General features: G+C 71.7%; 20 protein-coding genes and 1 pseudogene. 11 read left to right on the forward strand and 10 right to left on the reverse strand.

All coding sequences use genetic code 11. From position 1 onward, the window contains the following. Nucleotides 1–7 precede the first annotated feature (7 nt). The 3 genes from BT341_RS33760 to BT341_RS33770 are packed head-to-tail and all read right to left on the reverse strand — an operon-like array spanning nt 8 to nt 2,081. Entirely contained in the window at nt 8–391 is a 384-nt protein-coding gene (locus BT341_RS33760) for a RidA family protein (protein WP_072480100.1), read from the reverse strand. Next, nucleotides 391–1,149 carry an IclR family transcriptional regulator gene (locus tag BT341_RS33765; protein WP_072480101.1) on the reverse strand — a complete coding sequence of 253 codons (759 nt, stop codon included), beginning with the start codon at nt 1,147–1,149 and terminating at the stop codon, nt 391–393. Before BT341_RS33765 ends, BT341_RS33760 begins: the two co-directional genes overlap by 1 nt. Continuing rightward, nucleotides 1,146–2,081 carry a sugar kinase gene (locus BT341_RS33770; RefSeq protein ID WP_245805373.1) on the reverse strand — a complete coding sequence of 312 codons (936 nt, stop codon included), beginning with the start codon at nt 2,079–2,081 and terminating at the stop codon, nt 1,146–1,148. The genes BT341_RS33765 and BT341_RS33770 overlap by 4 nt, the downstream gene beginning before the upstream one ends. 151 nt (nt 2,082–2,232) lie before the next feature. On the opposite strand from BT341_RS33770, the gene BT341_RS33775 reads away from it, so the two are divergent. The 9 genes and pseudogenes from BT341_RS33775 (at nt 2,233) to BT341_RS33815 (ending at nt 13,038) form a co-directional block, all read left to right on the forward strand. Further along, nucleotides 2,233–3,531: an amino acid deaminase gene (locus BT341_RS33775; protein ID WP_072480102.1), complete on the forward strand. Its 1,299-nt coding sequence runs from the start codon at nt 2,233–2,235 to the stop codon at nt 3,529–3,531. Beyond that, nucleotides 3,531–5,126, forward strand: a complete 1,596-nt coding sequence (locus BT341_RS33780) for an N-acyl-D-amino-acid deacylase family protein (protein ID WP_072480103.1) — start codon at nt 3,531–3,533, stop codon at nt 5,124–5,126. The genes BT341_RS33775 and BT341_RS33780 overlap by 1 nt, the downstream gene beginning before the upstream one ends. After that, entirely contained in the window at nt 5,123–6,511 is a 1,389-nt protein-coding gene (locus BT341_RS33785) for a GntP family permease (RefSeq protein ID WP_072480104.1), read from the forward strand. The genes BT341_RS33780 and BT341_RS33785 overlap by 4 nt, the downstream gene beginning before the upstream one ends. A gap of 41 nt (nt 6,512–6,552) precedes the next feature. Continuing rightward, nucleotides 6,553–7,680 carry a lactonase family protein gene (locus BT341_RS33790; protein WP_072480105.1) on the forward strand — a complete coding sequence of 376 codons (1,128 nt, stop codon included), beginning with the start codon at nt 6,553–6,555 and terminating at the stop codon, nt 7,678–7,680. A gap of 19 nt (nt 7,681–7,699) precedes the next feature. Continuing rightward, a complete protein-coding gene (locus BT341_RS33795; RefSeq protein WP_072480106.1) occupies nt 7,700–8,983 on the forward strand; it encodes an extracellular solute-binding protein in 1,284 nt (427 codons plus the stop codon). Further along, nucleotides 8,983–9,933 (forward strand): carbohydrate ABC transporter permease, encoded by a 951-nt coding sequence (locus tag BT341_RS33800; RefSeq protein WP_072480107.1) that lies wholly within the window; start codon nt 8,983–8,985, stop codon nt 9,931–9,933. Before BT341_RS33795 ends, BT341_RS33800 begins: the two co-directional genes overlap by 1 nt. Then, nucleotides 9,924–10,772, forward strand: coding sequence for a carbohydrate ABC transporter permease (locus BT341_RS33805; RefSeq protein ID WP_143168735.1), 849 nt, complete (start codon nt 9,924–9,926; stop codon nt 10,770–10,772). Before BT341_RS33800 ends, BT341_RS33805 begins: the two co-directional genes overlap by 10 nt. Before the next feature lies 1 nt (nt 10,773). After that, nucleotides 10,774–12,141: a beta-N-acetylhexosaminidase gene (locus tag BT341_RS33810; RefSeq protein ID WP_143168736.1), complete on the forward strand. Its 1,368-nt coding sequence runs from the start codon at nt 10,774–10,776 to the stop codon at nt 12,139–12,141. A gap of 116 nt (nt 12,142–12,257) precedes the next feature. Further along, nucleotides 12,258–13,038: pseudogene (locus BT341_RS33815) on the forward strand (helix-turn-helix domain-containing protein). Here BT341_RS33815 and BT341_RS33820 read toward each other — a convergent pair. The 3 genes from BT341_RS33820 to BT341_RS33830 form a co-directional block, all read right to left on the reverse strand. Beyond that, nucleotides 13,035–13,388 (reverse strand): VOC family protein, encoded by a 354-nt coding sequence (locus BT341_RS33820; RefSeq protein ID WP_072482331.1) that lies wholly within the window; start codon nt 13,386–13,388, stop codon nt 13,035–13,037. The pseudogene BT341_RS33815 and the gene BT341_RS33820 overlap by 4 nt on opposite strands. Nucleotides 13,389–13,452: 64 nt before the next feature. Next, nucleotides 13,453–14,121 (reverse strand): response regulator, encoded by a 669-nt coding sequence (locus tag BT341_RS33825; RefSeq protein ID WP_072480109.1) that lies wholly within the window; start codon nt 14,119–14,121, stop codon nt 13,453–13,455. Next, nucleotides 14,118–15,641 carry an ATP-binding protein gene (locus tag BT341_RS33830; RefSeq protein WP_084743289.1) on the reverse strand — a complete coding sequence of 508 codons (1,524 nt, stop codon included), beginning with the start codon at nt 15,639–15,641 and terminating at the stop codon, nt 14,118–14,120. Before BT341_RS33830 ends, BT341_RS33825 begins: the two co-directional genes overlap by 4 nt. A 207-nt stretch (nt 15,642–15,848) precedes the next feature. Between BT341_RS33830 and BT341_RS33835 the strand changes: the two genes are divergently transcribed. After that, complete coding sequence (locus tag BT341_RS33835) at nt 15,849–17,195, forward strand: cation:dicarboxylate symporter family transporter (protein WP_072480111.1); 1,347 nt, start codon at nt 15,849–15,851, stop codon at nt 17,193–17,195. 99 nt (nt 17,196–17,294) lie between these two features. Here BT341_RS33835 and BT341_RS33840 read toward each other — a convergent pair whose 3' ends face one another. Further along, nucleotides 17,295–17,687, reverse strand: coding sequence for a winged helix-turn-helix transcriptional regulator (locus tag BT341_RS33840; protein ID WP_072480112.1), 393 nt, complete (start codon nt 17,685–17,687; stop codon nt 17,295–17,297). A gap of 105 nt (nt 17,688–17,792) precedes the next feature. On the opposite strand from BT341_RS33840, the gene BT341_RS33845 reads away from it, so the two are divergent. Then, a complete protein-coding gene (locus BT341_RS33845; RefSeq protein WP_072480113.1) occupies nt 17,793–19,202 on the forward strand; it encodes a DHA2 family efflux MFS transporter permease subunit in 1,410 nt (469 codons plus the stop codon). Between the two features lie 103 nt (nt 19,203–19,305). Here BT341_RS33845 and BT341_RS33850 read toward each other — a convergent pair whose 3' ends face one another. Genes BT341_RS33850 through BT341_RS33860 form a run of 3 tightly spaced genes read right to left on the reverse strand, consistent with a single transcriptional unit; the run spans nt 19,306 to nt 21,025 of the window. Then, complete coding sequence (locus tag BT341_RS33850) at nt 19,306–19,749, reverse strand: SRPBCC family protein (protein ID WP_072480114.1); 444 nt, start codon at nt 19,747–19,749, stop codon at nt 19,306–19,308. 5 nt (nt 19,750–19,754) lie between these two features. After that, complete coding sequence (locus tag BT341_RS33855; protein WP_072480115.1) at nt 19,755–20,477, reverse strand: anti-sigma factor family protein; 723 nt, start codon at nt 20,475–20,477, stop codon at nt 19,755–19,757. Beyond that, nucleotides 20,474–21,025 (reverse strand): sigma-70 family RNA polymerase sigma factor, encoded by a 552-nt coding sequence (locus tag BT341_RS33860; protein ID WP_026469270.1) that lies wholly within the window; start codon nt 21,023–21,025, stop codon nt 20,474–20,476. Before BT341_RS33860 ends, BT341_RS33855 begins: the two co-directional genes overlap by 4 nt. Nucleotides 21,026–21,076: the final 51 nt, after the last annotated feature.

Genomic DNA, 21,076 nt, shown 5'->3' on the forward strand with positions numbered 1-21,076 from the left:
GGCCCGGTCAGTCGAGCACGCAGAGCACGTCGATCTCCACGAGCAGCTCGCCCGGGAGGCCGACGTAGACCGTCGTGCGCGCCGGGTGCGGGCCTTCGCCGATCAGCTCGTCGTACACCTCGTTGAACGGCGCGAAGTGCGCCGTGTCGGTCAGGTACACCCGCACCATGATCGCGTCGGCCAGGCTCGCGCCCGCCTCGGCCAGCACGGCCTCGATGTTCTTGAACGTCTGCCGGGTCTGGCCCGCGACGTCGTCGCCGACGACCGCGCCGGTGGCCGGGTCGAACGCGACCTGGCCGGCGACCTGCAGCAGGTTCCCCTTGCGGACGGCCTGCGAGAACTTCGCCGGCGGCTTCGGCGCGTTCTCGGTGGAAACTGCCGTCTTGCTCATCAGTGCCCCTTTCCGTTCTCCGTCCATCCGCTGTGGACGGAAGCTTCCGTGGTCGCGGCCCGCAGCTGGGGCACCAGCGCGAGCAGGCCGTCGTAGTCGAGCAGCACCTTCGGCACCGACATCGACGCGGCGGCGAGCACCTCGCCGTCCGCACCGCGCACCGGCGCGGCGATGCAGTGGATGAAGTCCTCGTGTTCGGCGTTGTCGACGGCGTACCCGCGCTGGGCCACGCGGTCCAGCTCGGCCAGGTAGGCCTCGGGCGTGGTGATCGTGTTCGGCGTCAGCACCGGGTAGTCGATCGACCGCGCGATCTCCTCGCGCCGGGCCGGGGGCATCGCCGCGACCAGCACCTTCCCGACCGCCGTGCAGTGCAGCGGCGCGCGCTTGCCGATGCGCGAGTACATCCGCACCGAATGCCGGCCTTCGTACTTGTCGATGTAGACGACTTCGCCGTCCTCGTAGCTGGCCAGGTGCACGGTGTGCCCGGTGCGGGCGTTCAGCGCGGCCAGCGCGGGCTGGGCGCTGCGGCGGACGTCGAAGGAGTCCAGTGCCTGGTTGGCGAGGTCGAACATGGCGCTGCCCAGCCGGTAGTGGCGGGCGCCTTCGCGGCGGACGAAGTGGTGCTGTTCGAGCGTGCGCAGCAGCCGCAGCACGGTCGACTTGTGCACGCCGATCTCGTCGGCCAGCTCGTCGAGCGTGCGCGCGTCCTTCGCGATCGAGTCCAGCAACGTCAGCGCGCGGTCCAGGCTCTGGCTCACGTCGTCACCACGCCCTCTCCGGTCAGCCGCACCGAACGCCACTCGTCCGGGTCCGCGTGCAGCAGGGTATCCACGACCGGGGGCGGCAGCGGCACGCCGACGTCGTCGTGGGTCAGCAGGGTCACGGCGGCCTGCAGGTGTCCCTGCCGCAGCCGCTCCAGCGGCGGCGCGCCGCGCAGGGTCGCGGCGAGGAACCCGGCGGCGAACGCGTCACCGGCGCCCACCGGCTCGACGACGTCGACCTTCAGCGCGGGCGCGAACAGCGGCTCGCCTTCGACGAGCGTCGCGCCGCGCTCGCCGTGCTTGACGACGAGGGTGCGCGGGCCGGGCAGCAGCCGCCGCAGCTCGGCCGGGTCGCCGGTCCCCCACACGTGCTGGGCCTCGTCGTCGCCGGTCAGCACGATGTCGGCCTGCCCGGCCAGCTCGGCGAGCAGCCGCGGGTCGCGGCCGGCCCAGAGCGCGGGCCGCAGGTTGACGTCGAAGGAGATCAGCCGGTCGCCGCGCGGCATGTCCAGCAGGGCCCGCACCAGCGCCAGGCAGCTGCCGGACAGCGCGGGCGTGATGCCGGACAGGTGCAGCACGCGGACGCCGCCGAGGTCGAGCCGGTCGAGCAGCGAAGGACCCATGCCGGACGCGGCCGAGCCCGTCCGGTAGTAGCGCACGGGACTGCCGCCGGCACCGCTTTCCTTGACGTAGAGCCCGGTCGGGCGGCCCGGGTCGACGTAGCACGCGCTGACGTCGACACCGTGGGATGCGACTTCGCGCAGCATCGCGCGACCGAAGGGGTCGTCGCCGACCGCGCTGACCCAGCCGCTCGGCACCCCGAGCGCCGGGAGGTTGCACGCCACGTTCGACTCGGCGCCGCCGATGGTGCGCAGCCACCGCTTCACCTCGTCCGGCGGGCCGGGTTCGGCGGGCACGAACAGCGCCATCGACTCACCGATACACAGCACCTCGGGCCCGCTCGTCACTTTCCGTCTCCCTGCCCTTCACCCCGTTGACCTGTGGCGACCCGGATGCTACACCTATGGCGCGCAATATACGCAACAGTCGTTGCAACATACGCAACAGAGGTCGCCGCCGATGAATCCTTGCCTGATCGACCCCGCCGCGCTCGAAGCCCTCCGCCAGGAGCGGATCGACTGGCGCTTCCGCTCGGCCGCGCCCGCGCTGGCCGGGCTCACCCTCGCCGAAGCCGGGCAGCGCCGGCTCAACCTGTTCGCCGACGGGTTCTTCGGGCCGTTCGTCGTGCTCGACGAAGAGGCGCTCGAACACAACCTGCGGACCATGGCCGCGTGGTGCGCCGCCCGCGGGGTGGTGCTGGCGCCGCACGGCAAGACCACGATGGCGCCGCAGCTGTTCGCGCGGCAGATCGAGCACGGCGCGTGGGGCATCACCTGTGCCAACGCCGGGCACCTGCGGATCTACCGCGCGTTCGGCGTGTCCCGGATCCTGCTGGCCAACCAGCTGCTCGACCCGGGCGGGCTCCGCTGGCTGGCCGCCGAGCTGGCGGCGGACTCCGGCTTCGAATTCGTCTGCTGGGTGGATTCGGTCCGCGGTGTCGAGCTGATGACCGAGACACTGCGCGGCAGCGAGCGCCCGGTGGACGTCCTGGTCGAACTCGGCGCCGACGGCGGCCGCACCGGGGTCCGCGACACCGCGACCGCGCTGGCTGTCGCCGAAGCCGTGCACGCGAGCCCGGCCCTGCGGCTGCGCGGCACCGGCGGCTACGAAGGCGCACTGTCCCACGACACCGACGAAGCCGCGCTCGCCAAGATCAGCTCCTATGTGGACGGACTGCGCGACCTCGCGATCTCGTTCGCGGACCAGGGGCTCCTCGACGGCCGGATCATCGTCACCGCCGGGGGCAGCGCGTACTTCGACCGGGTGGCCCAGGAGCTGACCAAGCCGTGGCCGGACGGGCTCGACGTGCTGCCGGTGCTGCGCAGCGGCGCGTACGTCACCCACGACGACGGCTTCTACCGCGAGATCTCGCCGCTGGGCGACCACCCGCGCATCGAGGGCGTCGAGTCGTTCCGGCCCGCGCTGCGCGCCTGGGCGCAGGTGACGTCGAAGCCGGCGGACGACCTCGCGCTGCTGACCCTCGGCAAGCGCGACGCGTCGTTCGACGAAGGCATGCCCGAGCCGCAGCTGCGCCGGACGGCGCACGGCCCCGCGGAGCCCCTCGACGGCCACGTCGTCGCGAAGATGAACGACCAGCACGCGTTCCTGACCCTGCCACCGGGGTCGCCGGTCGAGGTCGGCGACTGGATCGGGCTCGGCCTGTCCCACCCGTGCACGGTGTTCGACAAGTGGCCGCTGCTGCCGGTGACCGCGGCCGACGGCGAAACCGTCGCCGGCTACGTCCGGACGTGGTTCTGATGGACGTCGTCTTCCGCGGCGCGCTGGTGGCCGACGGCACCGGCGGCCCGCTCGCCCGGCACGACGTCGGGATCACCGGCGAGCGCATCGCGGCCGTCGCCGAGCCCGGCTCGCTCACCGGCGGGCGGACGATCGACGCCGGCGGCCTGGTGCTCGCGCCCGGGTTCATCGACATGCACTCGCACTCCGACCTGCAGCTGCTGGCCAACCCGGACCACCCGGCCAAGATCACCCAGGGCGTCACGACCGAGGTGCTCGGCCAGGACGGGCTGTCCTACGCCCCGGTCGACGACACGGTCCTGGCGGCCCTGCGGCAGCAGCTCGCGGGCTGGAACGACGATCCGCCCGGGTTCGACTGGAACTGGCGCTCGGTCGGCGAGTACCTGGACCGCCTCGACCGGGGCATCGCCGTCAACGCCGCCTACCTCGTGCCGCAGGGCACGGTCCGGATGCTCGCCGTCGGCTGGGACGACCGCCCGGCCACCGAAGCCGAGCTGGACCGGATGAAGGAGCTGGTCGCGACGGGCCTGCGCGAGGGCGCGATGGGCATGTCGTCCGGCCTCACCTACACGCCGGGGATGTACGCCGGGACCGACGAGCTGGTCGAGCTGTGCCGGGTGGTCGGCGAGCTGGGCGGCTTCTACAGCCCGCACCACCGCAGCTACGGCAAGGGCGCACTGGACGCGTTCGCCGAGATGATCGACGTCTCGCGCCGGTCCGGCTGCCCGCTGCATCTCGCGCACGCGACGATGAACTTCTCGGTCAACAAGGGCAAGGCACCGGAGCTGCTGAAGCTGCTGGACGACGCCCTCGACGACGGCTGTGACATCACGCTCGACACCTACCCGTACCTGCCCGGCGCGACCTACCTCTCGGCCCTGCTGCCGAGCTGGGCCACCGAAGGCGGGCTCGACGCCACCCTGACCCGGCTGTCCGATGCGGACACACGGGAGCGGATCCGCGCGGCCATCGAAGAGTCCGGTTCGGACGGTGCGCACGGCGTCCCGATCGACTGGGACGCCATCGAAATCAACGGCGTCCGCCACGACCGCAACGCCCACCTCGTCGGGCGCAGCGTCGCCGCGTCGGCCGCGAACGCCGCGGTGGCCCCCGCGCAGCTGTACTTCGACACGTTGCTGGACGAGAAACTCGGCACGTCGTGCCTGATGCACGTCGGGCACGAGGAGAACGTCCGGGCGATCATGCGGCACCGGACGCACACCGGCGGCAGCGACGGCCTGCTCGTCGGCGCGCGGCCGCACCCGCGCGCGTGGGGCACGTTCCCCCGCTACCTGGCCCGGTACGTCCGCGAACTGGGCGTGCTGGACCTCGCCGAGTGCGTCGCCCACCTGACCGGGCGGGCCGCGCGGCGGCTGCGGCTGGCCGACCGCGGGCTCGTCCGGCCCGGGTACGCCGCCGACCTGGTGCTGTTCGACCCGGACACGGTCGCCGACACCGCCACCTTCGACGACCCGCGCCGACCGGCTGCGGGCCTGGCCCACGTCTTCGTCAACGGCGTCGCCGCGCTCGACGACGGCCGTCCCACCGGCGCCCTCGCCGGCCACTCCCTGCGCAACCCCCGGAGAGCCCGATGATCCACTGGCTGCAACACACCACGGGCGGGCTGCTCACGCTCGCCGCCGTCTCGATCGCCGTCCTGCTGGTGCTGATCGTCAAGCTCAAGGTCGAGCCGTTCATCGCCCTGATCGTCGTCGGCCTGCTCACCGCGCTGGCCGCGGGCCTGCCGGTCGGCACGATCGTCGGCACCGCGCAGAAGTCGTCGGACTCCTTGCTGGAGAAGGGATTCGGCGGCATCCTCGGGCACATCACGGCGATCATCGGGCTCGGCACGCTGCTCGGGTCGATCCTGGAACGCTCGGGCGGGGCGAAGGTGCTGACCGGCGCGCTGCTGCGCGCGTTCGGCGAGAAACGGGCGCCGCTGGCCATGGGTGCCGCCGGGTTCATCTTCGGCATCCCGGTGTTCTTCGACATCGGCATCTTCGTGCTGGCGCCGCTGGTCTACGTCGCGGCGAAGCAGGGTAAGCGCTCGCTGGTGCTCTACGCGATGCCGCTGATCGCGGGCCTGTCGATCACGCACGCCTTCCTGCCGCCGCACCCGGGTCCGGTGGCCGCGGCCGGGCTGCTGCACGTCGAGCTCGGCTGGATCATCCTGATGGGCCTGGCCTGCGGCATCCCCGCGTTCCTCGTCGGCGGCGTGCTGTACGCGACCTGGATCGGCAAGCGGATCGACGTCGGCGTCCCCGCGGAGATGATCGTCGCCGAGGACGACGGCGAGCGCGAGGAGAACCCGCCGTCGCTGGGCCTGGTCGCCGCGATCATCGCGGTGCCGCTGGTGCTGATCCTGGCCGGCACGTTCGGCAGCATCTGGCTGTCGAAGGGCTCCGCGCTCGCCGGTGCCGCCGCGTTCATCGGCACCCCGGCCGTCGCGCTGACCGTCGCGGTGCTGCTCGCCTCCTGGCTGCTGGGGCTGCGGCGCGGGTTCACCGGCAAGGACCTCAACGAACTCGCCGCGAAGTCGCTGCGGCCGGTGGCGATGATCCTGCTGGTCGTCGGCGCGGGCGCCTTCTTCGGCGCGGTGCTCTCGGCCACCGGGATCGGCAAGGCCGTGGCCGACTCGCTGCACGACGCCGGGCTGCCGGTGCTGCTCGCCGCGTACGTCATCAGCTGCGGGATGCGGATCGCGCAGGGCTCGGCGACCGTGGCCATCGTGACGACGAGCGGGATCGTCGCGCCGACCGTCGCCCAGCTCGGCTATTCGCAGGCGCAGCTGGCGCTGCTGGTGATGGCGATCTCGGCCGGGTCGATCATCGCCTCCCACGTCAACGACGGCGGGTTCTGGATCGTTTCGCGCTACTTCAACCTCACCGTGCCGCAGACCCTCCGGTCGTGGACGGTGCTGGAAACCGTGCTTTCCCTGTCCGGTTTCGGGGTTTCGGCATTGCTCATGGCCGTGGTCTAGACCATACTGGGGCAGTCCGCCGCCGAAACCGTTGGGAGACAATGACGATGACCGGACTTTCCCGTCGCACGTTCCTCGGCGCCGCTGCGGGCGCGGGCGCCGCGACCGTTCTCGGCACGCCGTCCGCGTCCGCGGCCACCACCTCCGCGGGCTGCATCGCCGGAGCCACCGTGTACATCGGCAGCTACACCACCGGCGCGACCGGGCACGGCCTGGACGTCACGACCCGGACCGGCCCCGCGCTGAACCCGGTCCGCACGGTGCCCGGGATCACCGACACGTCGTGGTTCGGCCGCAGCGCCGACGGCAAGACCCTGTACGTCACCAACGAAGGCGACCCGGCCGGGTACGTCTCGGCGCTCAACATCGCCGACGTCACGAAACCCAAGCTGCTGAACAAAGTCTCGTCGAAAGGCGCCGCGCCGACGCACCTGAGCGTGCATTCGAGCGGGAAGTACGTGCTGGCCGCGAACTACGGCTCGGGCAGCGTCGTCGTGTTGCCCATTCTGCCCGGCGGCAAGCTCGGCGCGGCCACGGACCTCGTGACGCACCACGCCGACTCCGGGCAGGCCCACGCCCACCAGGTCGTCGGCGACCCGACCGGGCGCTGGGTGCTCGCGGTCGACCTCGGCGCGGACTCGGTGTACGTCTACGGCTTCGCGGCCGGCAAGCTTTCGCTGCACCAGCAGCTGAAGCTGCCCGCCGGCGCCGGGCCACGGCACCTCGCGTTCGACCGCACCGGGACGTTCGCCTACATCCTGCAAGAGCTGCGCCCGGAGGTGACGGTCGCGAGCTGGGACGCGGCCGCCGGCCGGCTGAAGGCGCTTTCCGTCGTCCCGGCCGTGCCGCCGGGAAGCACGGGCGACCTGTACCCCGGCGAGATCATCCTGGCAAAGGACGGAAAACTCGCCTACGCCACCGTCCGCGGGCCGAACACGCTGGCGACGTTCGCCGTCTCCGGGGACTCGCTGCAGCTCGTGTCCACTGTGTCCAGTGGCGGCAACTGGCCGCGGCACGTGGCCCTCGACCCGGCGGAGAACTGGTTCTACGTGTCGAACCAGCGTTCCGGCACCGTCACCTGGCTGCCCCGCGACCCGGCCACCGGCCTGCCCGGCGCGGCCGCGGGTTCGCTCGCCGTCGGCAGCGTCAACTCGGTCTATTTCGCCTGAGCCCCACTGGAGGTTTCCTGTGAGACTGCGCCGCACGCTGCCCGTCGTAGCCGGGCTGGCCCTGCTCGCCGGCTGCGCCCCCACCCAGTCCGCGCCCGCGGGCGCCGGCGGGGACGACAAGACCGGCACCGTCCGCGTCTGGCTGTTCGACGAAGCCAACCGCGCCCCGAAGGAGGCCGCGGTCAAGGACGCCATCGCCGAGTTCAAGGCGGCCCACCAGGGCGTCGAGGTCGACGTCCAGTGGGTGCCGGTCGAAGGCCGCGCCGACAAGTTCTCCGGCGCCTTCAACGACCCGGCCAACGCCCCGGACGTCGCCGAGTTCGGCAACACCGACGTCGCCGGCTACGCCGCCACCGGCGCGCTGGCCGACCTGACCGGCGACCTGGCGTCGTGGAGCGAGGGCAAGGACCTCATCCCGACCGTGCTCGACACCGCGAAGTCCGGCGGCAAGACCTACGGCCTGCCCTGGTACACCGGCATCCGCGCGGTGTACTACCGCACGGACGTCTTCACCGAGCTGGGCCTCGAGCCGCCCGCGACACTCGCCGAGCTGACCGAGAGCGCCCGGAAGATCCGCGCCGCCAAGCCGGACCTCTACGGCATCGCCGTCGGCGGCAAGTACACCTACGCGATGCTGCCGTTCCTCTGGGCCAACGGCGGTGAGCTGGCGCAGGAAAGCGGCGGCAAGTGGAAGTCGGCGGTGACCGAAGACAAGGCCAAGGCCGGCGTGACGCAGTACGCGAACCTGCTCAAGGACGACATCTGCCCGCCCGCCCAGTGCGCGAACCTCACCGGCTCCCAGAGCGTCACGGCGTTCGCCGGCGGCAAGGCCGGGATGACCATCGGCGGCGACTTCAACCGCAAGGCCGTCGACCAGGGCGCGGTGAAGGGCAAGTACGCCGTGGTCCCGATCCCGGGCACGACCGCGGGCAGCATCGCCCCCGCGTTCGCCGGCGGCAACCTGCTCGGCGTGTTCGCCGCGAGCAAGCACCGCAGCCTCGCGGTGCAGTTCGCCGAGCTGCTCGGCGGCGCGAAGTACCAGGAGAAGATGTACACCGCGATGGGCAACCTGCCGACGCTGGGCAACGTGCAGCGGAAACTCGCGGCGAACGACCCGTTCCTCAAGCCGTTCGTCGACACGCTGAAGGCGGGCACCAAGTTCGTCCCCGCGACGCCGGCGTGGTCGAAGATCGACAGCCAGAACGTGCTGCCGACGGCCGTGCAGCAGATCGCGACCGGCGGGAAGGACCCGTCCGCGGCGCTGGCCGACGCGGCGGCCGCGATGGACAAGGCGTTCGGCTAGTGGTGACCGTCCGGGAAACCCGGCCCGTCGCGGTGCCCGCCCGGGCGCCGCGACGGCGGCGGGGAGACGGCCGGGCCGCCGCGCTCTACCTCGCCCCGGCCGGCATCCTCCTCGCGGCGATGCTGGCCTACCCGATCTACCAGCTGGTCCTGATCTCGTTCTACGACTACGGCCAGCCACAGGCCGCGGGCAACGCGCCCCTGGTGTTCCTCGGCTTCGCGAACTACACCGACCTTTTGTCCCAGCTGCAGTTCTGGACCGTGCTGGGCAAGACGGTCGGGTTCGCCGCGGCCTGCGTCATCGGCTCGCTGATCGCCGGCACCGGGCTGGCCGTGCTGGCGAGCCGGGTGCGGGCCCTCCCCCGGGCGCTGCTGTTCCTGGCCGCGCTCGGCGCGTGGTCGACGCCGGCGATCGCGGGCTCCTACGTCTGGCTGTTCCTCTTCGACACGGACTTCGGCCTGGTCAACGAGGTGCTCTCGGGGCTCGGGCTGCCCTTCGAGCACCACTCGTGGACGTTCGGCACCCTCGGCGCCTTCGGGCTGGTCGCGGCCGAGGTGATCTGGTGCTCGTTCCCGTTCGTGCTGGTCACGATGTACGCCGGGATCAAAGGCGTGCCGGACGAGGTGCGCGAAGCCGCGTCGCTCGACGGCGCGTCGACGTGGCGGACGACGTGGTCGATCCTGCTGCCGATGGTGCGGCCGCTGCTGGTGATCGCGACCGTGCAGTCGATCATCTGGGACTTCAAGGTGTTCACCCAGATCTACGTGATGACCAACGGCGGCGGCGTCGCCGGGCGCAACCTCGTCCTCAACGTCTACGCCTACCAGCAGGCCTTCGCCGGGCAGGAGTACGGCCTGGGCTCGGCGATCGGAGTCGTGATGACGCTGTTGCTGTTGTCGGTCACCGGGCTCTATGTCCGGTCGCAGCGCCGGAGCGCGGCATGGCTGTGAAGCGTCCGGGACGCCTCGTCGCCGAAGTCGTCACCGTGGTCATCGCCGGGATCGTCGCCTTCCCGCTGTACTGGATGCTGCTGTCGGCGTTCAAGCCGGCGGGCGAGATCCAGTCGGCGAACCCGAAGCCGTGGACCTTCTCGCCGTCGCTCGACAGCTTCTCCCGCGTGCTCACGGTGTCGGGCTTCGGGCGGTTCTTCGTCAACAGCTTGATGGTGGCCCTGGTCGTCGTCGTGCTTTCGCTGCTGCTGTCGTTCCTCTCGGCGGTCGCGCTGACGCGGTTTTCGTTCAAGGGCCGGACCGTGCTGCTGGTGATGATCCTGGTCGCCCAGATGGTGCCGGTGGAGGCGCTGACCATCCCGCTGTTCTTCCTGATGCGCCAGATCGGCGGGGTCGTGCCGGCGTTCGGGCTGAACGAGCTGGGCTCGCTGGTGCTGGTGCACCTGGCGTTCAGCCTGCCGTTCGCGATCTGGATGCTGCGCGGGTTCGTCGCCGCGGTGCCCGCCGAGCTGGAAGAAGCGGCGAAGCTCGACGGCGCGTCCCGGATGCGGTTCACCTGGCAGATCCTGTTCCCGCTGGTGGCGCCCGGGCTGGTCGCGGTCAGCGTGCTGGCGTTCATCCACGCCTGGAACGACTTCCTCTTCGCCAAGACGTTCATCATCTCCAAGACCGAGAACCAGACGCTGCCACAGGCGATCCTCGTGTTCTTCAAGCCGGAGGACACCGACTGGGGCGCGGTGATGGCGTCTTCGACGCTGATGACCATCCCGGTGCTGGTGTTCTTCGTCCTCGTGCAACGACGGCTGGTGTCCGGCATGGCCGGCGCCGTGAAGGGCTGACATGTTCGACACGCTGCTCCCCCGGCCGGTTTCGGTGACGCCGCTGCCCGGGTCGTGCCCGTGGCCGTCCCCGGTGGACGTCCGCCCGGCGGACCTGCCGGCGGAGGGCTACCGGCTGGAGATCGACCCCGGCGGGATCCGGCTCTTCGCCGCCGACGCGGCCGGGGAGTCCCACGGCCGCCAGACCCTGCGCCAGCTCGTGGGCCCGGACGCGTTCCGCGCCGCGTCCATCCACAGTGGGCTTTCGGTGCCGTGTGGCGTGGTCGAGGACCACCCCCGCTTCGCCTGGCGCGGGTGCCTGCTGGACGTCGCCCGGCACTTCCGGACCAAGGCCGAGGTGCTGCGGTTCGTCGACCTGCTGGCCGCGCACAAGCTGAACGTGCTGAACCTGCACCTCACCGACGACCAGGGGTGGCGGTTCGACGTCCCGCGGTTCCCGCGGCTGACGTCGGTGGGCGGCTGGCGGCCGTCGTCGATGACCGGCAGCGGCGGCGCCCAGGACGGCCGCCCGCACGGCGGCTTCTACACCGGCGACGACCTGCGGGAGATCGTCGCCTACGCGGCCGCGCGGGCGATCACCGTCGTGCCGGAGATCGACATCCCCGGGCACGCGCGCGCGGCACTGGCGGCCTATCCCGCGCTCGGGACTTCGTCGTCGTACGAAGTCTGGACCTCCTGGGGCATCAGCACTTCCCTGCTCTCGCCCACGAAATCCACTTTGGACTTCTTCCGCGCGGTGTTCGACCACCTGCTGGAAATCTTCCCGTCCCCGGTGATCGCCCTCGGCGGCGACGAGACCCCGGGCGCGACCGGCGAGCACCGCGAGTTCGTCCGGCTGCTGGCCGAGCACCTGCTGGCCCGCGGCCGGACGCCGATGGGCTGGGACGAGGTCCTCGACGTCCCGGACCTGCCCCCGATGGTCATCGGCTCGTGGCAGAACGAGGCGGCCGGCCTGCGCGCGGCCGAAGCCGGGCACGACGTCGTCATGTGCCCGGAACAGCACGTCTACCTCGACCACCGGCAGTCCGCGCACCCGGACGAGCCGATCCCGGTCGGCTGGGTCCACACCCTGGAGGACGTGTACGCCTACGAGCCGGCGCTGACCGAGCCGCGGCTGCGCGGCGTGCAGGCCCAGGTGTGGAGCGAGCACCTGGACAGCGTCCGGCGCGTCGACTACATGGCTTTCCCGCGGCTGTCGGCGTTCGCGGAGGCCGCGTGGAGCAGCGGACCCCGCGACTACGCCGAGTTCCTGCCCCGGCTGCGGGACCACCACCTGCCGCGGCTGGACGCGCTCGGCGTCGAGTACCGCCCGCTGGACGGCCCGCTGCCCTGGCAGACCCGGCCGGGCGTGCCGGGCCGGCCGCGCTAGGTGTAGAGACCATGGACGTTGTTGACGGTTGAGCGGCGCGTCGGGTTGATCATGACGAAGACCTCCGTGTGCGGTGCTGGTGTCTGAGGCCATCACCGAACACAACGGAAGTCTTCGTGCCCCACCGCATTGCCCGGTTGACCCTGCCCGGCCGCAGGTTACTGATCGACCGTGTCACCGCTGGGCGCCCGGTCGCCCATGTGACCGCCGAGCTGGGTATCTCCCGCGCCACCGGCCACAAGTGGGTCCGCCGCTACCGCGAGCACGGCGAGGCCGGCCTGCGTGACCGCTCCAGCAAGCCCCAGCACTCACCCACCCGCATCCCCGCGGCAACCGAGCAGCAGATCATCGACCTGCGCCGGACCCGCAGGCTGGGCCCGGCCCGCATCGCCGGGATCCTCGACCTGCACGCCTCGACGGTCCACCGCGTCCGCCGACGCGCCCGCTACGGAACCCGCGTCGGCTACGAGTACGTCCACTGCGCCATCGACGACCACACCCGCCTCGCCTACGCCGACATCCACCCCGCCGAAACCGCCGCCACCTGCGCCGGCTTCCTCCGCCGCGCCGCCACCGCCCTGGCCGAACTGGGCAACGACCGAATCGAACGGGTCATGACCGACAACGCCCTGACCTGCCGTCGCTCCCACGCCTGGCGCGACGCCCTCACCGCGCCCTCACCGCCTCGGCGCCGAACCGCGCTGCACCCGCCGCTACCGGCCCCAAACCGCCCTCACCGAAGAATGGGCCTACGCCCAACCCTTCACCAGCTCACACCACCGCGCCAAAGCACTGCCACAGTTCCTGAACCGCCACAACCACCACCGCGCCCACACCCCACTCGACGGAAAACCACCCATCACCCGCGTCGACAACCTCACAGGGCACTCCAGCTAGGCGGGCTGCCAGAGCTCGACGCGGTTGCCCTCAGGGTCGGTGACCCAGCCGAAGCGGCCGACGCCGGCCATGTCCTGGACGTCGTCGGCCACCTCGGCGCCTCGGGCCCGCAGCTGGGCGAGCATGGCGTCGAGATCGCGGACCCGGAAGTTGAGCATGACCTGCTGGGTCCGGGAGCCGAAGTAGTCCGTCTCGGCTTCGAAGGGCGCGAAGACGGTGGGGCCCGCCTCCTGCTGCCAGACGCCGGTCGCGTCGAGCTCGAGGCCGAGGCAGTCCCGGTACCAGGCCCCCAGGGCCGCCGGGTCCGCCGCGCGGATGAAGTAGCCGCCGATGCCGAGCACGCGTTCCATGCCGTGATCCTGCCACCCGCCGCCGCCCGAGGCACCGGTGTGCGTGAGGCCCATGTATAGGTCGTTATACGTGGGTCAGGCGGTACCAGACTTCGGGGCGGCCGACCTGGCCGTAGCGGGGTTCGCGCTGGGCCAATCCGTTGTCGGCCAGGTACTCGAGGTACCGGCGGGCCGTGACGCGGGACGCGCCGATCGCGCTCGCCGCCGCGGCGGCCGAAAGTCCTTCCGCGGCGCCGGAAAGGGCGTCGCGGATCGCTTCCAGGGTCTGGACGCTCATTCCTTTCGGCAGGGGTGGCTGCTCGGTGGTCCGCAGGGCGCCGAGGGCGCGGTCGATCTCGGCCTGGCCGGTGACTTCGCCGGAGGCGTCGCGGAATTCCGCGTAGCGTTCCAGTTTTTCGCGCAGGGTGGCGAAGGTGAACGGCTTCAGCAGGTACTGCACCACCCCGGCCGAGACCGCGGCCTTCACCAGGCCCAGATCGCGCGCCGACGTCACGGCGATGACGTCGATCGGCAGCCCGGCCGCGCGCAGCGAGCGGCACACGGCCAGGCCGTGCGTGTCGGGTAGGTAGAAGTCGAGGAGCACGAGGTCGACCGGCTCGCGTTCGCAGAACCGCAGGGCCTCGCCGCCGGAATGGACGACTCCGGCGACCGAGAACCCGGGCAGCCGTTCGACGTACACGCGGTGCGCCTCCGCGGCCACTGGTTCGTCCTCCACCACCAGCACCCGGATCACCGGTCCGCCTCCTGCCGCGGCAGCCGCACGGTGAACACCGCGCCCGTGTCCCGGCCGACGTCGACCGTGCCGCCGTAGCGGCGCACCGCCTGCCCGACCAGCGCCAGCCCGAGGCCGTGGCCGTCCCCGGCCTTGGTCGACCAGCCGCGCCGGAACACGTCGACGTCCTCGGGCACGCCGGGCCCGGAGTCGGCGACGCGCAGCAGCAGCCCGTCCTCGCCGGAGCGGGCGGTGACGACGACCTTCGGGTGGCCGGTGCCGCGCACGGCCGCCTCGAGGCCGTTGTCGATCAGGTTGCCGAGGATGGTCACCAGGTCGCGGGCCTCGATGCCGGGCGAGACGTCGTCGATCACGGTGTCCGGGGTGATGGTCAGCTCGACCCCGCGCTCGCTGGCCTCGGCGGCCTTGCCGAGCAGGAGCGCGGCGAGCACCGGCTCGGCGACGGCGCCGACGACCCGGTCGGTCAGCTCCTGGGCGAACGCCAGCTCGGCCGTGGCGAACTCGACGGCCTGCTCGGGCTTGCCGATCTCCACCAGGGAAACGACGGTGTGCAGCCGGTTCGCGGCCTCGTGCGCCTGGGATCGCAGCGCCTCGGCCAGGCCACGCGCGGTGGTCAGTTCGCCGGTCAGCGTCTGCAGTTCCGTGTGGTCGCGCAGGACGACGACGGTGCCTTGCGCGCGGCCGCCCGAGCGCACCGCGGTCGTGCTGACCAGCAGCACGCGGGAGTCGGTCAGGTGCAGCTCCTCGGCGCGGTGCTCCGCCGACGTGAGCGCGTGCGCCAGCTCGTCCCGCAGTCCCAGGGACGCCAGGTCGCGCCCGACCGGGTCGGTGTCGAGCCCGAGGAGCGTGCGCGCACCGTCGTTGCACAGCCGGATCCGCCCGTCCCGGCCGACGAGCAGCACACCTTCGCGGACCGAGTGCAGCACGGCCTCGTGGTATTCGAAGAGGTTGCTCAGCTCGTCCGGCGCGATCCCGCGGGTCTGGCGCCGCAGCCGGGCGCTGATCAGCCAGCCGCCGAGCACACCGACGACCAGCACCGCGCCGGCGACGCCGAACAAGGGCCAGAGCCGTTCACGCAGCTCCGCCGTGATCGCCGCGACGGTGATCCCGACGGCGACCAGCGCGACCACCCGCTGTCCCGGCCCGAACACCGGGACGACCGTGCGCACCGACGGGCCGAGCGAGCCGGTGTAGGTCTCGGTGTGCTCCTGGCCGCGCTGCGCCTGCTCGATCGTGCCGATGTAGTGGCGCCCGATCAGCGCCGGGTTCGGGTGGGTGTAGCGGATCCCGTCCGGACTCATGATCGTGATGAAGTCGACGCCGGTGTCGGCCTGCACCCGGACCGCGAACGGCTGCAGCGTCGCGCTCGGGTTCGCCGACCCGGCCGCGGAAGCAACAGTCGGCGCGTCGGCCACGGCTTCGGCGATCGCGCGGACCTGGTCGCGCGCGTTCTCCTCCACCGCCCGCCGCGCGTCCAGCCAGGCGAACGTGATCCCGGCGCCGGCGAGCACGCAGAGCATCGCCAGCTGCAGGACCAGCAGCTGGCGGGCCAGGCTCCAGCGGGACCGCGACGTCGGGGACACCTCCTCATACCAGCACACGCCCGCTCCGGTGTCCGAAGGGGACGGTGCAGGCGGGCGCGAACTCAATGAACACAAGTGAGCCGGATCACCGGAGTGCGCCTACAGTGTGCCGCAACCTGGAACACCCCTGAGCTGGAGGCAACGGTGCCGACCCCACCGACCCCCGACACGGCCCCGCGCCGGCGGGACAAGACCCACTACCTGTACCTGGCCGTGATCGTCGCGGTCCTGCTCGGGATTCTCGTGGGCTTCCTCTTCCCCGGCTTCGCCAAGGGCCTCAAGCCCCTCGGCGACGGCTTCGTCAACCTGATCAAGATGATGATCTCCCCCATCATCTTCTGCACGATCGTCATCGGCGTCGGCTCGGTCGCGAAGGCGGCCAAGGTCGGCAAGGTGGGCGTGCTCGCGCTCGGCTACTTCATCGTCATGTCGACCTTCGCCCTCGCGATCGGGCTCGTCGTCGGCAACATCCTGCACCCGGGCACCGGGCTGCACCTCAACCCCGCCGACGTGAAGAGCGTCCAGAAGTCCGCCAGCGGGGCCGAAGGCCCGGTCGACTTCCTGCTCGGCATCATCCCGAAGACGTTCGTCTCGGCCTTCACCGAAGGCCAGGTGCTGCAGACGCTGCTGGTCGCGCTGCTCGTCGGGTTCGCGCTGCAGAAGCTGGGCCCGAAGGGCGCGCCGATCCTGCGCGGGGTGGAGCACCTCCAGCGGCTGGTGTTCCGGGTGCTGGCGATGATCATGTGGGCCGCGCCGATCGGCGCGTTCGGCGCGATCGCCGCGGTGGTCGGCGCGACCGGCTGGGCGGCGTTGAAGAGCCTCGCCGTGATCATGATCGGGTTCTACGTGACCTGCCTGGTGTTCGTGTTCGTCGTGCTCGGCATCGTGCTGTGGCTCGGCGCGCGGGTGAACATCTGGCATCTGCTGCGCTACCTCGGCCGCGAGTTCCTGCTGATCCTCTCGACGTCGTCGTCGGAGTCGGCGCTGCCGCGGCTGATCGCGAAGATGGAGCACCTGGGCGTCGACAAGTCCGTCGTCGGCATCACCGTGCCCACCGGGTACTCGTTCAACCTGGACGGCACGGCGATCTACCTGACGATGGCGACGCTGTTCGTCGCCGCCGCGCAGGACGAGCCGCTGTCGATCGGCGCCCAGATCGGCCTGCTGGTGTTCATGATCATCGCGTCGAAGGGCGCGGCGGGCGTCAGCGGCTCCGGCATCGCGACCCTGGCCAGCGGCCTGCAGTCGCACCGGCCGGAGCTGGTCAACGGCGTCGGGTTCATCCTCGGCATCGACCGGTTCATGTCGGAGGCCCGCGCGCTGACCAACTTCGCCGGCAACGCCGTCGCGACCGTCCTCATCGGAAACTGGACGAAAGAGTTCGACCGCGAGCAGGCCCGGCGCGTGTTCGCCGGGCAGGCGCCGTTCGACGAAGCGACGATGGTCGACGAGGAGCGCCGGCCGGAACCCGCACCGGCCGCGGCGAGGTAACCCCAGGCGTTCGTGCTCACTGCCCCCGCTGAGCACGAGCCACGACGGGCCGCTGCGCGAGTTTTCCCCGACCTCGCGCAGCGGCCCGTTTCCCCGTCTTCAGACGGCGTCGTAGGCGACGCGCGCCGCGGCGATGTCGTCGCGGTGCCGTTCCGCCCAGCCGAGCAGGCCGTTCAGCGACTGGTACAGCTCTTTGGCCATCGGCGTGGCTTCGTACTCCACCCGTGGCGGGACCGTGGGGTAGATCGTGCGCTTCAGCAGGCCGTCCCGCTCGAGGTTGCGCAACGTCAGGGTCAGCATCCGGCGGCTGATCCCCTCGACCGAGCGCTCCAGCTCGGTGAACCGCACCGGCCCGCGGATGGCCTCCAGGAGGATGCCGATCGCCCACTTGCCGCTGATCCGGTTGATGACCTCCAGCACCGTGCAGACGTCGAGTTTCTCCGGGTCGATCTCGGTGACCTGGACGGGTACATCGATGTTCCCCTGGGACATGAAAGTGCCTCCTTCCGGGCGCCCCCATGGTCACACATGATGGGCACTGTTACAAGAAGTGCCCTGGCAACGACCAGGGAGAACACTCGACTGGAGGGGCCTCACATGGCCGAGAACCATCCCACCCGCTCCCGCGGCCTCGCACTGGCGGTGCTGTGCGCCGCGTCGCTGATGGTCGTGCTCGACAGCAGCATCGTCGCGGTGGCGCTGCCGGCCATCCAGGCCGACCTCGGCTTCACGCCCGCCGGCCTCGCCTGGGTGGTCACGGCGTACCTGGTCGCCTTCGGTGGCCTGCTCCTGATCTCCGGGCGGCTCGGCGACCTGGCCGGCCGCCGTCGCGTCTTCCTCGGCGGGCTCGGCCTCTTCACAGCGGCGTCACTGGTCGCGGGCCTGGCGACGGACGCCGGGGTGCTCGTCGTCTCGCGGTTCGTCCAGGGCGTCGGCGGGGCGCTCGCCTCCGCCGTGGTGCTGGGCATGATCGTCACGATGTACCCCGAGCCGCGGGCGCGGGCGAAGGCGATCGGCGTGTACAGCTTCACTCAGGCGGCGGGCGCGTCGATCGGGCTCATCGCGGGCGGGGCGCTGACGCAGGCGCTGAGCTGGCATTGGACGTTCTACGTCAACCTGCCGATCGGCGTGGCCGCGCTGCTGCTGGCGGTCCGCGTGGTCGAGCCCGACCGCGGCACCGGGCTGCGCGCGGGTCTGGACGTGCTCGGCGCCGTGCTGGTCACCGCGGCCGTGATGCTCGGGGTGTACGGGATCTCGTCGTCGGCGTGGGGGGCGCAGGTGGCGGCGCTGGGGCTGCTGGCCGCGTTCGTCGTGCGGCAGGCGAAGGCGCGTACGCCGCTGTTGCCGCTGCGGCTGTTCCGGATCCGCGCGGTGACCGGCGCGAACCTGGTGATGGTGCTGATGGTCGCCGGGATGCTGGGCTTCCAGTTCGTCACGGCGTTGTACCTGCAGCAGGTGCTCGGCCTCGACGCGCTGCGCACCGGCGTCGCGTTCCTGCCGGTGCCGCTGGTGATCGCCGTGGCGTCGCTGGGCTTCGCGGACAAGCTGGCCGCGCGGTTCGGCCGGCGGGCGGTGCTGCTGTCCGGGCTGGGGCTGGTGATCGCCGGCTTGCTGCTGCTGACCCAGGCCGGCGACGACTACTTCACCGGTGTGCTGCCGCCGCTGCTGGTGATGGGCCTCGGCGCGGGCGCGGCACTCCCGGCGCTGATGGGGCTGGCGATGTCGGACGTCGACGGCGCGGACGCGGGCGTGGCCTCCGGCCTGATCAACACGACCCAGCAGGTGGGCGCGGCGATCGGGACGGCGGTGCTGGCGACGGTGGCGGCGGCCCGGACGTCGAGCCTGTCCGGAGTGGACCACCGCGAGGCGCTGGCGTCGGGATTCCGGCTGGCGTACGGCGTCAGCGCGGGCTTCCTGCTGGCCGCGGTGGCGCTGGGCGCGCTGGTCCTGACCCGCCGCTCCCGCCGCGTGCCGGCTCCCGAGGTCTGCGTCGCCGGCCAAGCCTGACCCCCAGCGCCCCAAGGCGGCCTTGGTTGCGTCCCACGCACCGAAGGCCGCCTTGGGTGCGTCTGACGCACCGAAGGCCACATTGGGGCGCTCGGGACCGGGGTCAGGACAGGTAGGTCCGGAGGCCGCGGTGGCCCCGCCGCATCATCAGCGCGTGGTTCGCGCGGAACAGCGGCCGGGCCACCGCGTCGAGCCGCCGCAGCAGCTCCTTGCGAGCCTGGACTTCCTGGGTGATCTCCAGGAGCGTGCCCGCGCCCGCCGCGCGGACCGCTCCCGCGAGCACCCCGTCGAGGTCGCCGCTCAGCCGGACCCGCATCAGGCCCGCCCGTTCGTCTTGGTGGTCGCGGTGCATCCGGACGACCAGGCGGAACGGGAGCCGGGACCGGCAGACCAGCTCGGCGGTGTCGTCGTCCACGCGGCGCACCGCGCGGACGTCCGACCACCACCGCGGGTAGCCGGCGACGTCGGTGACCGCGCCGAACACCCGCCCGGGCGCGATCCCGGGCAGCAGCCACTCGCTGCGGAACCGGTAGCGCGCGTCCGTCATGCTCGTCAGACCTGCGCGGAGACCAGCTTCCGGCCGTCCACCGTGACGATGTCGACCGACTTCACGTCGTCGGGCGCGACCAGCGCGGACCCGTCGAGCGAGAAACCCTGGCTCTCCCACTTCTCGGACACCTGCCAGCTGCCGGCCGTCACGGCCCGGCCGCCCTTGGTCGTGACCTGCAGCAGGCACTTCTCCCCGGCCTGGACGCCCTTCACCGCCACGTTCACCCGGACCCAGCCCTGGAACGGGCTCACCGACGCGGCCAGCTGCACGCCGGTCGCGGAGTCGGTCGCCCGCACGTCCTTCGTCCCGGGCACCACCGTCGACGGAATCGGCACCGCGATGTCGGTGGACGACGTCTGCCGCCCCACCAGGATGCCGCCGCCGAGCGCGGCCACCACCAGCACCGCCGCGGCGACCAGGGCCAGGCCCCGGCGGGACGAGCGGCCAGAGCGGCCCGAGCGGGCCGGCGCCGCCGCTTCTTCTTCGCGCACCCGGCGCAGGGTCTTCTGCAGCAGCAGGTCGCCGCCTTCGGGCGGCCCGTCGAGGAACGCCTCGGGCGGCACCTCGTCGAGCGAGTCGCGCAGGGCGACCAGGTCGTTCAGATCGAACCGGCACTGCGCGCAGGTCTGCAGGTGCCGCCGTTCGAAGTCGGCCGCCTCCGCCGGGTCGAGCGCGCCGAGGGCGTACGCGCCGAGCTGCGTGTGACTCTCGTCGACCGAGTTCATCGCGCCACCTCCGTTCCGCTCGAAATCATCGCTGCTCTCAGTGCTCTCAGTGCGTAGTACGACCGTGATTTCACGGTACCCGGTGCGACGCCCAGTGTTCTCGCCGCTTCGGCCACCGTCCGTCCCCGGTAGTAGATCTCCACCAGGACCTCTCGGTGCTCGTTCGACAGGCCGTCCATCGCGCCGAGCACGGTCATCGAGTCGACCACGCCCTGGGCGTGGTCGCGCTCGACGGCCGGGGTCGGCACGCCTTCGGCCGGTTCGGCCACTTCCTGTGGCCGCGCCGCCCGGGCGCGGGCCCGGTCGGTGACCAGGTTGCGCGCGACGGTCAGCAACCAGCCGCGCACCGAACCCTTCCCGTCGTTCTGCAGGTCGTCGGCGTGTTTCCACGCGCGGACCAGCGTCTCCTGGACCACGTCCTCGGCCGCCGCCCGATCACCGGTCAGCCTCGTCGCGTAGGCCAGCAGGCTCCGGCCGTGTTCGGCGTACAGCTGCCGAATCAGGTCTTCGCCCTTGGCCTTCTTAGGCCGCCTGCCTCCGATCGCCACCCTCGTCCTCCCGACGGTGTTCTGAGTCGGCGAGGACAGTACTGCAACCCT

The organism is Amycolatopsis australiensis (assembly GCF_900119165.1).
GTDB lineage: Bacteria > Actinomycetota > Actinomycetes > Mycobacteriales > Pseudonocardiaceae > Amycolatopsis > Amycolatopsis australiensis.

What these genes read in the sequence shown, in the direction of transcription:
- BT341_RS33760 (WP_072480100.1), bottom strand. Translation starts at nt 391, where the DNA reads ATGAGCAAGACGGCAGTTTCCACCGAGAACGCGCCGAAGCCGCCGGCG.
- BT341_RS33770 (WP_245805373.1), bottom strand. Translation starts at nt 2,081, where the DNA reads ATGGCGCTGTTCGTGCCCGCCGAACCCGGCCCGCCGGACGAGGTGAAG.
- BT341_RS33775 (WP_072480102.1), top strand. Translation starts at nt 2,233, where the DNA reads ATGAATCCTTGCCTGATCGACCCCGCCGCGCTCGAAGCCCTCCGCCAG.
- BT341_RS33780 (WP_072480103.1), top strand. Translation starts at nt 3,531, where the DNA reads ATGGACGTCGTCTTCCGCGGCGCGCTGGTGGCCGACGGCACCGGCGGC.
- BT341_RS33785 (WP_072480104.1), top strand. Translation starts at nt 5,123, where the DNA reads ATGATCCACTGGCTGCAACACACCACGGGCGGGCTGCTCACGCTCGCC.
- BT341_RS33790 (WP_072480105.1), top strand. Translation starts at nt 6,553, where the DNA reads ATGACGATGACCGGACTTTCCCGTCGCACGTTCCTCGGCGCCGCTGCG.
- BT341_RS33805 (WP_143168735.1), top strand. Translation starts at nt 9,924, where the DNA reads ATGGCTGTGAAGCGTCCGGGACGCCTCGTCGCCGAAGTCGTCACCGTG.
- BT341_RS33810 (WP_143168736.1), top strand. Translation starts at nt 10,774, where the DNA reads ATGTTCGACACGCTGCTCCCCCGGCCGGTTTCGGTGACGCCGCTGCCC.
- BT341_RS33820 (WP_072482331.1), bottom strand. Translation starts at nt 13,388, where the DNA reads ATGGAACGCGTGCTCGGCATCGGCGGCTACTTCATCCGCGCGGCGGAC.
- BT341_RS33830 (WP_084743289.1), bottom strand. Translation starts at nt 15,641, where the DNA reads ATGCTCTGCGTGCTCGCCGGCGCCGGGATCACGTTCGCCTGGCTGGAC.
- BT341_RS33840 (WP_072480112.1), bottom strand. Translation starts at nt 17,687, where the DNA reads ATGTCCCAGGGGAACATCGATGTACCCGTCCAGGTCACCGAGATCGAC.
- BT341_RS33845 (WP_072480113.1), top strand. Translation starts at nt 17,793, where the DNA reads ATGGCCGAGAACCATCCCACCCGCTCCCGCGGCCTCGCACTGGCGGTG.
- BT341_RS33850 (WP_072480114.1), bottom strand. Translation starts at nt 19,749, where the DNA reads ATGACGGACGCGCGCTACCGGTTCCGCAGCGAGTGGCTGCTGCCCGGG.
- BT341_RS33855 (WP_072480115.1), bottom strand. Translation starts at nt 20,477, where the DNA reads ATGAACTCGGTCGACGAGAGTCACACGCAGCTCGGCGCGTACGCCCTC.